At 30.3% G+C, this 13862-nt stretch carries 12 protein-coding genes; 5 read left to right on the top strand and 7 right to left on the bottom strand.

Annotated elements, in window-relative coordinates:
* Positions 1–131 precede the first annotated feature (131 nt).
* Complete coding sequence (locus DWX74_RS03840; protein ID WP_118548794.1) at positions 132–1478, bottom strand: CCA tRNA nucleotidyltransferase; 1347 nt, start codon at positions 1476–1478, stop codon at positions 132–134.
* 69 nt (positions 1479–1547) lie between these two features.
* Complete coding sequence (lepA, locus tag DWX74_RS03845; RefSeq protein WP_006440900.1) at positions 1548–3353, bottom strand: translation elongation factor 4; 1806 nt, start codon at positions 3351–3353, stop codon at positions 1548–1550.
* 395 nt (positions 3354–3748) lie between these two features.
* Here lepA and rpsT point away from each other — a divergent pair, with 395 nt between their 5' ends.
* On the top strand, positions 3749–4015 hold the full coding sequence (rpsT, locus tag DWX74_RS03850; RefSeq protein ID WP_040410674.1) for a 30S ribosomal protein S20: 267 nt from the start codon (positions 3749–3751) through the stop codon (positions 4013–4015).
* 387 nt (positions 4016–4402) lie between these two features.
* Here the strand turns inward: rpsT and holA are convergent, their stop codons facing one another.
* Positions 4403–5434 (bottom strand): DNA polymerase III subunit delta, encoded by a 1032-nt coding sequence (gene holA / locus DWX74_RS03855; protein ID WP_118548795.1) that lies wholly within the window; start codon positions 5432–5434, stop codon positions 4403–4405.
* Complete coding sequence (locus tag DWX74_RS03860; RefSeq protein ID WP_118548796.1) at positions 5394–6713, bottom strand: ComEC/Rec2 family competence protein; 1320 nt, start codon at positions 6711–6713, stop codon at positions 5394–5396. The genes holA and DWX74_RS03860 overlap by 41 nt, the downstream gene beginning before the upstream one ends.
* Positions 6714–7028: 315 nt before the next feature.
* On the opposite strand from DWX74_RS03860, the gene DWX74_RS03865 reads away from it, so the two are divergent.
* Complete coding sequence (locus tag DWX74_RS03865; protein WP_118548797.1) at positions 7029–7574, top strand: biotin transporter BioY; 546 nt, start codon at positions 7029–7031, stop codon at positions 7572–7574.
* Between the two features lie 68 nt (positions 7575–7642).
* Here the strand turns inward: DWX74_RS03865 and DWX74_RS03870 are convergent, their stop codons facing one another.
* Together DWX74_RS03870 and DWX74_RS03875 are read right to left on the bottom strand one after the other, a co-directional pair.
* Positions 7643–8845 (bottom strand): GNAT family N-acetyltransferase, encoded by a 1203-nt coding sequence (locus DWX74_RS03870; protein ID WP_118548798.1) that lies wholly within the window; start codon positions 8843–8845, stop codon positions 7643–7645.
* Positions 8846–8854: 9 nt separating this feature from the next.
* Positions 8855–9754 (bottom strand): DUF2156 domain-containing protein, encoded by a 900-nt coding sequence (locus DWX74_RS03875; protein ID WP_199647556.1) that lies wholly within the window; start codon positions 9752–9754, stop codon positions 8855–8857.
* Positions 9755–9996: 242 nt separating this feature from the next.
* Here DWX74_RS03875 and DWX74_RS03880 point away from each other — a divergent pair, with 242 nt between their 5' ends.
* From DWX74_RS03880 to DWX74_RS03890, 3 genes are all read left to right on the top strand, one after another.
* Complete coding sequence (locus DWX74_RS03880) at positions 9997–10839, top strand: ComEC/Rec2 family competence protein (RefSeq protein ID WP_118548800.1); 843 nt, start codon at positions 9997–9999, stop codon at positions 10837–10839.
* Between the two features lie 123 nt (positions 10840–10962).
* The gene (locus DWX74_RS03885) at positions 10963–12558 is read left to right on the top strand and encodes a potassium/proton antiporter (RefSeq protein WP_118548801.1); all 1596 of its coding nucleotides are present in this window, start codon (positions 10963–10965) and stop codon (positions 12556–12558) included.
* 28 nt (positions 12559–12586) lie between these two features.
* A complete protein-coding gene (locus DWX74_RS03890) occupies positions 12587–13072 on the top strand; it encodes an AAA family ATPase (RefSeq protein ID WP_118548802.1) in 486 nt (161 codons plus the stop codon).
* A gap of 79 nt (positions 13073–13151) precedes the next feature.
* On the opposite strand, the gene DWX74_RS03895 is transcribed toward DWX74_RS03890, so the two are convergent.
* Positions 13152–13856 (bottom strand): tRNA threonylcarbamoyladenosine dehydratase, encoded by a 705-nt coding sequence (locus tag DWX74_RS03895; protein ID WP_118548803.1) that lies wholly within the window; start codon positions 13854–13856, stop codon positions 13152–13154.
* Positions 13857–13862 lie beyond the last annotated feature (6 nt).

The raw sequence follows: 13862 nt of genomic DNA on the forward strand, positions 1-13862 counted from the left end.
TTAACCGTAATTCAAACCGACTTTTTTAAATTTTTTCAATTTTTTATAAATTTGATTATATATTCTATTTTTATCGATATCTACAAACAAAACATATTTCTATAGATTATCCACTCCAAATATTTTTAAAATTATTTTATCATTTCTAATAATTTTTCTTTTTTATTTATATCTGGATTTTTTATTACTTCTTTTAAGATTTTATTTAGCATTTCTCCTATTTCCTTGCCTGGTTTTATTCCAGCTGCTATTAAATCTTTTCCATTTATATCTAAATCTTTAACTCTAAAACATTCGCCGTTATCCACAATTTCTTTTAAAGTATTTTCTACGTTATTTAGTACTATAAGAGCTTCTACTGTAAATGCTTCTAATACTTCTATCCCTACACTTTCAATTTTCTTCTCCTCTTCGCTTTTTTCTTCAAATTTACCTTTTCTTTCTTCTAAATATGTATCTACTTCAGCAGCCTTTAAATCAATTAAATCCTCTAACATTTCTACACTGTCCAATTTCATAAGTAAATACTTTAAATCCTCTTTATTATTGGAGATATTTCTCATACCGTATTTTAAAAGCTCACAAGCTTTAGAAATTGTTTTATTATCATATCTCATCTTTTTCAATATTTTTCTAGTATTCTCTAGTCCAATAGCTTCATTTATATAAATAAAGAATCCAGCTAACCTACAAGCTAAATCTTTTTTACATAAATCAGCACAATTAACACCCATTTTTATCATTTCTACAGCCGAAAATTCTCTATTATAATCTTCACTATCTATCTTATACAGCTCTGGTAGTATATTTTTTAGTATTCCACTTTCATGATAAATCATTATTTTTTTTGCATCCGACATCAATGTCTTAGTAAATTCTACATTTATTCTCTCAATAGATACTGCTGAGATTAAATCCGACATTTCTTCTATCGCTTTGAATGTATCATTCTCAATAGAGAATCCAAGCTGTGCAGAAAATCTAATTCCCCTCATCATCCTAAGTGCATCTTCTTCAAATCTTTTTCTTGGATCTCCAACACATCTTATTACCTTATTTTCAAGATCATCTCTACCACCAAACACATCAACCAATCCAGTAGAATTATTATACGCCATAGCATTTATAGTAAAATCTCTTCTAGATAAATCTTCTTCTATATTTTCAGTGAATTCTACACTATCTGGATGTCTTCCATCTGTATAATCTCCATCTATTCTATATGTAGTTACTTCATACGGTTCCTTATCTATCACTACAGTTACAGTACCATGTTCTATACCTGTTTCTACAGTATTTTCAAATATATTCATTATATCTTCTGGCTTTGCAGATGTAGCTATATCCCAATCATTTGGCACTCGTCCAAGAAGACTATCTCTTATACATCCACCTACTGCAAATGCCTCAAATCCATTTTTTTCTATTTTTTCTATTATATACTCTGTTGTTTCTGGCAATTTTATCAAAAAAATCACTCCAATCTTCTAAAAAGGCTGTTACACATATCAAATGCAACAGCCAAATTATTTTTGTATTCTATTTTATTAGTCGTCAAGTTTAAGAACTGACATGAATGCTTTCTGTGGTACTTCTACGCTACCAATCTGACGCATTCTTTTCTTACCTTCTTTCTGTTTTTCAAGAAGTTTTCTTTTACGAGAGATATCCCCACCGTAACATTTTGCAAGAACGTCTTTTCTTAAAGCACTTATTGTTTCCCTTGCTATTACCTTATTTCCAACAGCTGCCTGAATTGGAACTGCGAACTGATGTCTAGGTATTTCATTTTTAAGTTTTTCACACATAGCTTTTCCTCTTACAAATGCTTTTGTTTCGTGGATTATGAAGCTAAGTGCATCGACCTGTTCTTTATTGATAAGTATATCAAGTTTAACAAGTTTAGAAGGTACATATCCCTTCATTTCATAATCTAATGATCCATATCCTCTAGTTCTTGATTTTAACGCATCAAAGAAGTCGTATATAACTTCATTTAGAGGTAGGTCGTAGTGAAGCATAACCCTTCTATCATCAATATATTCCATATTGTGCATAGTTCCTCTTCTTTCCTGACAAAGCTCCATAACAGCCCCTACGAAATCTTTTGGAACTATTATATCACCTTTAACTATAGGCTCTTCTATCATCTGTATTTCACCTGGTTCAGGTAAGTTTGCAGGGTTCTGTATCATAACAACTTCTCCATCAGTTTTTGTAACTCTGTATATAACAGATGGTGCAGTTGTTACTATATTAAGGTCAAATTCTCTTTCTAATCTTTCCTGCATTATTTCCATGTGTAATAATCCAAGGAATCCACATCTAAATCCAAATCCAAGAGCTGCAGATGTTTCAGCTTCAAATTCTAAAGCTGCATCGTTTACCTGTAATTTTTCAAGGGCATCTCTTACATTTTCGTATTTTTCTCCTTCGCCTGGATATATACCGCAGTAAACCATTGGAGTTGCTTTTTTATATCCTGGTAATGGCTCAGCTGTCATATTATCAGCGTCAGTTATTGTATCCCCAACACGACAGCTTCTTATATCTTTTATACTCGCTGCTATATAACCAACATCCCCTGCAGATAATTCTGGAAGCTCTGTTGGATTAGGAGCCATAACACCGACTTCTGTTACCTCGAATTTCTTCTTAGTATTCATCATTTCTATTGTCATACCTTTTTTAACAGTACCTTCAAATACTCTTACATAAGCTATAACACCTTTGTATGCATCATAGTATGAGTCAAATATTAAAGCTTTTAAAGGAGCTTCTGAATCTCCTTCTGGAGCTGGTACATGATTTACTATACCTTCTAATACATCTTCTATGTTTATTCCGTTCTTAGCTGATATAAGTGGTGCATCAGATGCATCTAGTCCTATATAGTCTTCTATTTCTGCTTTTACTTCTTCTGGTCTGGCACTTGGTAAGTCTATCTTATTTATAACTGGAAGTATTTCAAGGTCCTGATCTAAAGCTAGATACACATTTGCTAGTGTCTGAGCTTCAACACCCTGTGCTGCATCTACAACTAAAAGAGCTCCTTCACAAGCTGCTAAACTTCTTGATACCTCATAGTTAAAATCGACGTGACCTGGAGTATCTATTAAATTAAGATAATATTCTTCACCATCATTAGCCTGATATTTAAGTCTAACATTCTGTAATTTGATTGTTATTCCTCTTTCTCTCTCAAGATCCATGTTATCAAGAAGCTGAGATTTCATATCTCTTTCGCTTACAAGACCTGTAGTCTGTATTAATCTATCTGCTAAAGTAGATTTCCCGTGGTCTATATGTGCAATTATACTAAAGTTTCTTGTTCTACTCTGTCTGCTTGACAATTAAGTTTCCTCCCTTTCAAAATTATTCTCTATTTCAAAGCGATTTATTACGCTAAATTCATTTTTTCCGTTTATGAGCGCAGTTACACTTTTATATCATACCTATTATTTTACTTTATCTCTTGCTTTATGTAAATAAAAAAGTCATTGTTCAATAAAGAAGTGACAATTATTTTTTCTAGTTTTTTGTTTTTTTAATTGATTTTTTTGTATTCTCCTAGTATAATTTATAATTGACTGTATTTTAGCAGAGCAAAATTATAACCAAATCAGGTTACGAAAAATATAAAAAATAAATAAATATTTTTCCTTGATTTTTATTTATAATTCTGTTAAAATCTAATATGTTGACGATGAGTGATTATTTAATAAAGTTATTGTGGGAGGTGAATAGAATGGCAAACATAAAATCAGCTAAAAAAAGAATAAGTGTTATAGAAAAGAAAACTGCTTTAAACAGAGTAAGAAAATCTCAGGTTAAAACAGCTATAAGAAGATTTGATGAAGCAGTTGCAGCAGGAAACGTAGAAGAAGCTAAAGCTAGATTCCAGTACGCACAGAAAAGAATATACCAGGTAGCTTCTAAAGGAACTATACATAAAAACGCTGCATCAAGAAAAGTAGCTAAATTAGCTCAGAAATTAAACGGTATGAACGCTTAATTACCAGTTTAATATGACATATATGACCCCCTGTTCGCTAAAGGGGGTTTTTTTATTGCCTTTTTAGCCTATTTTGTATCCAAGCACGATTATTTGCACTCCAGGCTTCAGCGCTCCACACATTTATGTAACACATTTCAATGTTGCGGGGCGCTTGCAGAATTGTCGTTGCAAATTAATCTGTGCTTGTTTCCAAAATAGTACGCTAATAAATGCGATTGCAAAAACTATATATTAGAAACCGATAATAATAACAAATAAAAAAGGTAGTTTTGAAAAAATATCCAAAACTACCTTTTTTATTTTTATAAATATATATATTAACTTATTTCGAATCAGTTTTATAAACTGTGGCGAAGAGATGTAACCGCTCTTTTGCCACATTGCTTATTTGCAGTATTTTCCTATTAGTATTTCTATGGCTGCTTCGTCACCGATTAGTCCATTTTTTATTCTGTATTCGCTTTCTAGTATGTAGTTCATTATTTCTGTTAGTTTGTCATCAGAGAAGTTTGTTCCCTGTTTAGCGGCATTTTTTACAACGAATTCTTGTACTCCTAGTGTTGTTGCAATTTCTTTGATTTTCATGTTTTCTTTTTGCATGTCTTTTACGTTTAGTATTATTCTAAATTGTCTAGATATTAAGCTCATTATTCTAAGTACTGGCTCACCGTCAAATACCATGTCTTTGAATATTTTCATTGCAACAGACGCATTTTTCATTCCTATGTTGTCTATCATTCTAAATACATTGTTTTCAACTTTTCTAGGAGAAAGTTTGTCTACTATCTCGTTTGTAAGTGTGCTGCCTGCTCCAGCATAAGACCCCATTTTAAATATCTCATTTTTTACATCTGTAAGAGTCATATCGCTGTTTTTATCTCTATATCCAAGTTGCTCTATAAAGTAGGCTATTGTAGCATTTCCCGCATTTACATCAAGTCTAGAGAATTCTCTTTTTACCCATTTGAAAAGATCCATTCCATCTAATTTCTTACATTCACATACAGTACCAACCTTGTTTACTTTCTTGTATATAGACTTTCTCTTATCTATATCTCCATAAACTATGAATGCTAGTACAGTAGTGTCCGGTATATTATCTAGTCTTTCGATAAAGTATTTTTCATCTGCATCTGTAAAATTCTTCTTATTTCCATTAAAAAGCTCAAAGTCTTTAACTATTACAACTTTTCTTTCATCCATGAACGGAAATGTTTCTATCGAACTAAGAAGCTGATCTAACTGTACTTCTTTTCCATCTATAACATCAAAGTTGAAATCAAGCATACTCTCATTTAAGCCAGATTTTAACATTTTTATTGAATTTTCTATAAGATAATATTCTTTTCCATAGAAAAGATATACTCTCTCAAAATTATTCTGTTTCATTCCTCCGATAATATCCTTGTAATCCATTTCTTTGCTCCTCTACGACTTTGATTTCATAATAAATTATGCCTAGAATAATTATTATATAATAAATCACAAGAAAACTAAAGTCTAATTGAGTAAATTGTATGTATGAAAACCATATTTCATCTACTTTTTCTAGGATAAAATAAATTATCGTTATAATTACAGAATTTAATCCTGCTACAATGCTCGCAATAAACGGAAATATTTCAAATAAAAATATACTTGCAACATCTATATACACGACAAATGCTACAAATGGAACTGCCAAAACATTACTTATAACTGATAATATAGAAATCCCATCAAAACTATATACTATTATCGGTAGCGTCATTATATTTGCCGCTATTGTAACCGATGCTGCTGAAAATTTTATCCTTTTGTTTATAATAGAATAAAAGTAAACTATAGAAAAAGTAGCTAAAAAACTTAATTGAAACCCTGTATTATATATTACAAATGGATTTAAAAATATCATCACAGAAGCAATTATAGCAAGTGTGCTAATTCCATCCCTTTTTCTATCCAACACAAAGCATATATCAGCAAACACAGAAGATACAACTGCCCTTCCAATAGATGGACTTCCTCCAGCTATATAAAAATATATAAATAAGACAATATTAACAATTACCATATTAAAAGCTATATTTATTCTTCTTCCAATAAATCCAACCAACGTACACAATATTCCTACATGAAGTCCAGAAACAGCTATAATATGGCTCACACCAGTTCTTGAAAACATCCTCTTATCCTCATCACTCATAAGATCCTTCTCACCTAAAAGCATAGAATTGATAAAATCAGACTTTTCCTTATACAGATACGCATTTGTATCCTTTATATATTCTCTAATCGCCCCTATCATCTTATAAGCTTTACTAATCCCAACTTTCTTACATTCGCTCATAACACAATAAACTTCTATACCAGTACTTTTTAAATACCTTCCATAATTAAAATCATCAAACTTCATATCAGAAAGTGCCTTTGACTTTCCTATAGCCTCTACAATATCTCCAACTTCTAAATCTGCTTTTTCAGAATAGTCATTTACCAGACACTCTCCTATCCTATATTGAGTGTATCTCTCTTTTTTCACTTCAGAAACGACTGTACCTCTAATAGAAATAGTTTGATTTGATTCAACTGAATCCACTAATTCACCTTTGGTAGACAAAACAGAAATAGCAAATATAAAAAAGAATAAAATTACAGATGGTCTTCTAACAAAAAATACTTTTAAACGTTCAAATAAACTTCTACTTTTCTCCATATGTTAACCACCTCTCATTACTTTCTACTTTTATATTTGACACTTTTCAAAAATATATTCATAAAACTTTTTTTATTATTTATATAATTCAAATAAATACATTATTTTTTTAAGATAACAATAAAAAATCTAGCGTAAACCAAAAATAAAATAATAAGTTTACCTTTGTATTTAGGTAAACTTATTTTATAGTTATAGTTGACATTTATTTGATTTTAATTTATTCTAGTAAACATAAATCTCATACTATAAATTAAAAGATTTATAAATCAAAAATCAAAACACAGAAATTAAAAAGAAAAGAGGTATAAATTTATGAAAACAAAAGAATTAGTATACGTATCACTTTGTGCTGTAATAATAGCTATCTGCTCTTGGATATCTATACCAACTGCAGTGCCATTTACTCTACAAACATTTGGAATATACTTAGCAATTGCAGTACTTGGTGGAAAACTTGGTTCAATATCACTATTAATATATCTTGGATTAGGCGCAATAGGATTGCCAGTATTTGCTGGATTCAAAAGTGGATTAGCTACTTTAATGGGGCCAACAGGTGGGTATATAATAGGATTTTTAGCTACTGCACTAATAATGTGGGGATTTGAAAAATTCTTTGGAAAAAATAAAGTTTCATTTATAATATCTGCAATAATAGGTCTTGTAGCATGTTATTCACTTGGAACAATTTGGTTTATGAAAGTATTCTCTGCCGCAAATGGTCCAATAGGACTTGCTGCAACACTTGGAATGTGTGTAGTTCCATTTATAATACCGGATTTAATCAAACTTACAGCTGCATACCTAATAGGAAGCAAAATATCAAACATCTCAAAAGTGAATACAGCAACTTACTAAAAATTTAATTGATAATATAAAAAATGGGCTACTACATCAATAATAGCTAATGTAGTAACCCATTTTTATTAGTCGTATTCATTTATATGATTTCTCTTTTTAACAAATACTTTTCTAAGTATATCTAATTTTTCTTCGTTTATTTCCTTGTCGTATAAATCTAAAACATCATCTATATCCTTATATCCAAATATCAACTGAGATATCTGATTTATATTAAGGACAATATCAGATTTTTCTTCATCATATTCAAGTTTATCACAACTGTATAAATTTCCTTCAAAACTCAATTTATAGTTTCCGGTATTCTGATTTATATAATCGTCTTTTATCGCTATTGTAATACTCTCTTCAAAACAGCCTAATTTATCAGAGTAATTGTAACTAGTTTCAAGATAATCTGCCATATTTCTAAAGCATTCATCTATATTTACTACTCTACCCATCATAAATGGTTTTAAAAGCGATTCTGATGTCTTAGGATTCTTTAATGTATTACCTATAGTATTTCTAGCGTCTTCCATTATAACAACCTTATCACACTGTGTATTGTGGTTGTAGATAAATGCTAAAATAGACTTTAAAGCATTTGTATTGCTGAAGTACACTTCTCTAACAAAGAATTTTCCTTCATTAATAGCATAAATAACATATCCATCATATACACCACAATCAGAACAAATATAAATATGTCCTCCATCTGCTGCTACTTCTTTAAACATATTCTCATATCTCTGCTTACCTCTTACAGTATATCCATTTAATCTTCGGTTAGATTTATTATAAATATCTATAAGATTATCTATATCCGATTCTTTAGCTTTTCTAAAATCTCTTTCTATTCTAAAAGCTGATAAATCCTCTATATTTATTCTATGCTCAATCATATCGTAGCAATTTTCAAATCCAAATCTTCTATAAAGCCTAAAATCTATCGGCATCAGTATAGAAACGTTCTGTCCTCTATTGTACATCTCTTCAAATGATAAATTCATCAAAGACTTCATCATACCCTTACCCCTAGCCTCTGGTAGTGTAGATACGCCTACAACATAGGATACATTTTCTTCTTTGTTACCAAGTTTTATAGTATGTTGATTTAAGTGAATTGATGCAACAACATCTCCATCTAACTCCGCAACAACTGTATTTTCAGCTCTATACTTATTTTCAAAGTAGCAGTTTTCTACTTCTTCACCTTCATTGAAACAGTATGTCCATATTTTCCTTATCTGATCGTAATCTTTATCAGTCGCTATTCTGGCAGCCATTGGATCCTCCTATTTTTCTCTAACTGTATATTTTTCAGCAAATCTAACAGGATGATAAGAAAGCTTAGCCTTTCTAAGTCCTTCTATACCTAAATCTTCTTCTCTATTTACAAATTCAACATCTGGGAATTCGTCTACTAAGAATTTCTGATTTATATATGGATAAAGTCCTCTTATCTCTGGATTCGCCTTTTCTATATGTATAAGAGCCATATTAGGTTTTAATTTTTCACCTATACTAAATGCTTCTAACGCTCCATCAACATATATTCCAAAAACTTTCACTCTATCTCTTAGTTTATCATAATTGTTGAATATTTTCTCTATTGCTACATATTCTCCATCATCAACATCAGCATCTGAGTCCTCTTTCTGAACCTTCCACTTATCAAGTAATGCTCTACAATCGTCGAAATCTGCTATATCTAATAATCTACTTTCAAATCTTCCTTCATATTCTTTTAAGAAGTAGTTTATATGATTTCTCTTCTTCTGATTTTTTCTACCTGCTAATGTTCTTAAAGACTCAGCATCGTATATATAGTCAAATAAATCTCTTTCTTCTATGTATTCAAATTTATCTCCGTAATTACTGTGAACATAGTCCACCATTTCCTTATTTATCCCTCTTAAATAAACTTTGCTTTCTATTTCTTCAAAGTAATTCATTGCAAAATCTATAGCTTTTTTAACATTTTCTCTTGATGCTAATGGTAGTACTGAGAATATCTCCCCTTCATATTCCCCGAAAACTATCGCAAAATCATCTTCTATATGGTATTTTGTCTTGTAAGTATCCCGCCACATAAACATTGTAGCAAAACAATAATCACATGCTTCATAATCTGTCATATCAAAGAATGGCTGTAACCTATCCAACGATTCTATATCTAAATTTTTAAATTCTATTTTACTCATAAAAAACTCTCCTTTTTTCCCCTTAACATATCTTTTTCATTTATTTTATATTTATACATTTATATTTTTAATTATCACATCTTTTGTTTTCATCTCTTTTCTCAAATCTCGTTTACAAATAAAAAAATTTGTAAACTATACAAATGAGAGAACTAACTATTAATTTTTTATAATTTTTATTTTACCCTAAAATTATATTTTCCAAACATTTATTTTAACAGAGGTGTACAAAAATGAAAAGCAAATCACTCATAAAAATTTTTTTACTATTTTTACTTGTTATCTATGTAAACGGTTGCGCAGCAGAAAAATTATTTTCTGTACATATAATTGACGTTGGTCAAGGAGATAGTATATTCATACAGACACTTGAGGATAAACGTATTCTTATAGATGCAGGTGATGAAGAAGCTGAGCATACAGTTTACTCATATTTAAAAAGAAGAGGAGTAAAAAAAATTGATGTTTTAATTGCCACACATCCAGACACAGACCATATTGGAAGTATGGACTATATTATAGATAAATTTAAAATATCTCATTTCTATATGCCAGAAGCAAAAACTGAGTCCGAAGCATTTTACAATCTTTTGGATAGTTGCAGAGATAAAAATTTAAAAATAGAATACCTGACAAAAGGAGATGTATTAAAAATAGATGGCTCAACAACTATGGAAATTTTATCTCCATCTACAATTACTGATAAAAATAATCTAAATTCAATTGTATCGCTATTAAATTACAAAGGTTATGAGTTTTTATTTACTGGAGATGCCGAAAAAGAAAACGAGTCAGAGATATTATCGTCTTGTAATTTACCAGATATAGAGTTTTTAAAAGCAGGTCATCATGGCAGTTCTTCCTCATCAACAGATGAATTTATAGAAAAGCTTAAACCTGAGGCTGTTGCAATCTCTTGTGGATACAACAATGACTATGGACATCCACATAGAAGTGTTCTCGATACATTTAGAGAAAATGGATCTGTGGTTTATAGAACTGATAAAAATGGTTCACTTGTCTTTTATTGTGACGAGAATGGAATTTTTACAAAGAAAAAATACAAAACCGAGTAAAATTTATAAATATAAAACTACTCTATCATTTCAAAGATGAGCAAGATGAAAGTTTTTCTATTTTCAAATTATTCTGATTTATGTTATCATTAATTATACAATAAACCTTAAAGGAGGTTGCCTATGGAAAAAGCCGTACTATTAGTTAGTGTAATTATCATAATCAGAATTTTATTAAATGATTTTTTAGAAAAAATTCCTGTACCATCTCTTATCATATTCATCTTGCTTGGGATGTGCTTTGGAGAAAATGGAATTTTTAAAATCAGTTTTGATAATTATTCTTTCGTCAATATAATTTGTTCAGTCAGTTTAATTTTCATCATGTTTTACGGTGGATTTGGTACAAATCTAAAAGCTGCAAAACCAGTTGTAGCTCAATCTGTGTTGCTTTCAACAGTTGGTGTAGCTGGAACTGCTGGTGCTGTAGGACTGTTCTCTCATTTTGCATTACATCTACCATGGTTGGAGAGTATTTTAATCGGTTCTGTAATATCTTCTACAGATGCTGCATCAGTTTTCAACATACTTCGTTCTAGAAATCTAGCCCTAAAAAATAACACCGACTCACTTTTAGAAATAGAATCTGGATCAAATGACCCGATATCATACATGCTTACAACTTCATTAATAACAATTATGCTTGGTCAGGATATATCCGTTCCAGCTTTACTTATACAACAGATGTTATTTGGAGTATTATTCGGTGTTTTAGTAGCTAAATTATCTATATACTTATTTAAAACTAGTCTTTTTAAATCTCAAGAAAGTGTAACTATATTCTTATTCGCAGTAATGCTTCTATCATTTTCACTGCCATATACTTTAAACGGTAATGGATATTTAAGTGTTTATTTATGCGGAATAATTTTAGGTAATTCAACTTTGATACATAAGAAATATTTAGTGCATTTTTTCGATGTTTCAACAGATGTCGCACAAGTTATAATATTCTTCCTACTTGGACTTTTAGTGACACCTGTGGACTTACCTAGAGTTATGATACCTTCATTGATGATAATGGTATTTCTTACATTAGTTGCAAGACCACTAGTTTCATCTGTACTTCTCGCTCCATTTAGATCATCACCTAAACAAATTGCACTTGTATCTTGGTCTGGACTTAGAGGGGTTGCATCTATCGTTTTTGCAATTTCCGTTGTTTTAAGTGGTGTTGAAACAAAGTACAATTTATTCAACCTAGTATTTTGTATAGTTATTCTTTCAATTTCTATACAGGGAACTCTCCTTCCTTGGGTTGCAAATAAATTATCTATGATTGATAAGAATGCGGACGTTAGAAAGACTTTCAATGATTATCAAGAAGACAGTGATATAAGCTTTATAAAAATTCATCTTGATAAAAATCACCCGTGGAAAAATCTAGAAATAAGTAAATTAGGACTTCCTAGAGATTTATTGATTGCAATGATTGTAAGAAATCACACACCTATCGTTCCTAAAGGAGATACTGTGCTTGAGGTTGGAGATTTACTCGTTTTTGCAGCAAGGTCTTTTGAAGATAGAAAGCATCTTTCACTTAGAGAGGTAGTTATTGATAATAAGAGTAAGTGGGTAAATACACCACTTTATAAGATAACTACAGAGAATCCTTATCTTATTATTTTGATAAAGAGAAATTTAGAAAATATAATTCCTACTGGAGATACAAAACTACTGCCAGGAGATATACTGATTATGGCCACAGCAGAAGAATAAAGATAAATAAAAAGGATGTGATATTTTTATGAGCAAGGTAATTATGATGTGTGGAGTTTGTGGCTCCGGCAAAACCACATTTGCAAAGAAAAAAGAAAAAGAAGGATTTATAAGAATTTCCATAGATGAGGAAATGTGGAAATTATACGGAGCTAGAGGAATAGATTATCCAAATGATAATTATGAAGAACTTTCCTCAATTGTAGAGTCTAAACTTCAAAATGACATAGTAAATTATATAAAAGAAGATAAAAATCTTGTAATAGATTTCAGCTTTTGGAGTAAGTCTAATAGAAAATATTATAAAAATTTTTTAGAAGAACTTGGTGCAGATATACAGCTTATATATTTAAAAGTTGATAAGGAAACCTTAAAAAAGAGAATAGAATCTAGAAACAAAAATCATGATGCTAATTCTCAATTTATAGATGAAAAAACATTTGAAATGTATTATAACGGATTTGAAGAACCAAAAAATGAAGGTGAAGTAGTAATCACTTTTTTTGATAAGTAATAAAAAATAGCTAACAACTTTAATCTATTTTTTAGTTGATTAGCTATTTTTTATTTTATAGTCATTTATTATGTATTGATTATTCACCTAATAAGTCATTTATTACAGCAGATGCCATTATTAATCCTGCCACAGATGGTACAAATGATACACTTCCTGCAGTCATTTTGTTTCCGTTCATTATTTTTTCTTTTGGCTCTATTGCTTTTTCAGTTGAGTATACGACTTTTAGTTTTTTTATTCCTCTGTTTTTTAATTCTCTTCTCATTACTCTAGCAAGTGGACACATGCTAGTTTTGTATATGTCTGTAAGTTCTATTTTTGTAGGATCTAGTTTGTTCCCCATTCCCATAGAGCTTATTATTTTGATTCCTTTTTTAGTACAAGTTTCTATAAGATGTATTTTAGAAGTTATCATATCTATTGCATCTATTGCATAATCATAATCACCGCTTAGCAGTTCTTCACCATTTTCTGGAGTGTACTTTTCAGCGATTGCAGTTATGTTTACATTTGGATTTATGTCTTTTATTCTTTCTTTAAATACATCTACTTTCATCTTTCCAACTGTAGAGTGAAGTGCTATTATCTGTCTGTTTATATTTGTTATATCAACATCGTCAAAGTCTACTATAGTAATATTTCCAACTCCAGCTCTTGCTATTGCTTCAGCTGCAAATCCACCGACACCACCTACTCCAAATATTATCACACTTGCATTGTTTAATTTTTCTATTCCATCATCTCCCACAACAAGAGATGTTCTCTTTTCCCAATCCATCATTTTAAA

It is taken from the genome of Peptoclostridium sp. AF21-18, from assembly GCF_003478825.1.
GTDB lineage: Bacteria > Bacillota > Clostridia > Peptostreptococcales > Peptostreptococcaceae > Peptacetobacter.

Coding starts and splice junctions, on each gene's coding strand:
- holA (WP_118548795.1), bottom strand. CDS start 5,434: ATGGATTACAAGGATATTATCGGAGGAATGAAACAGAATAATTTTGAG.
- DWX74_RS03870 (WP_118548798.1), bottom strand. CDS start 8,845: ATGGCTGCCAGAATAGCGACTGATAAAGATTACGATCAGATAAGGAAA.
- DWX74_RS03890 (WP_118548802.1), top strand. CDS start 12,587: ATGAGCAAGGTAATTATGATGTGTGGAGTTTGTGGCTCCGGCAAAACC.
- DWX74_RS03880 (WP_118548800.1), top strand. CDS start 9,997: ATGAAAAGCAAATCACTCATAAAAATTTTTTTACTATTTTTACTTGTT.
- DWX74_RS03865 (WP_118548797.1), top strand. CDS start 7,029: ATGAAAACAAAAGAATTAGTATACGTATCACTTTGTGCTGTAATAATA.
- rpsT (WP_040410674.1), top strand. CDS start 3,749: ATGGCAAACATAAAATCAGCTAAAAAAAGAATAAGTGTTATAGAAAAG.
- DWX74_RS03885 (WP_118548801.1), top strand. CDS start 10,963: ATGGAAAAAGCCGTACTATTAGTTAGTGTAATTATCATAATCAGAATT.
- DWX74_RS03860 (WP_118548796.1), bottom strand. CDS start 6,713: ATGGAGAAAAGTAGAAGTTTATTTGAACGTTTAAAAGTATTTTTTGTT.
- DWX74_RS03895 (WP_118548803.1), bottom strand. CDS start 13,856: ATGATGGATTGGGAAAAGAGAACATCTCTTGTTGTGGGAGATGATGGA.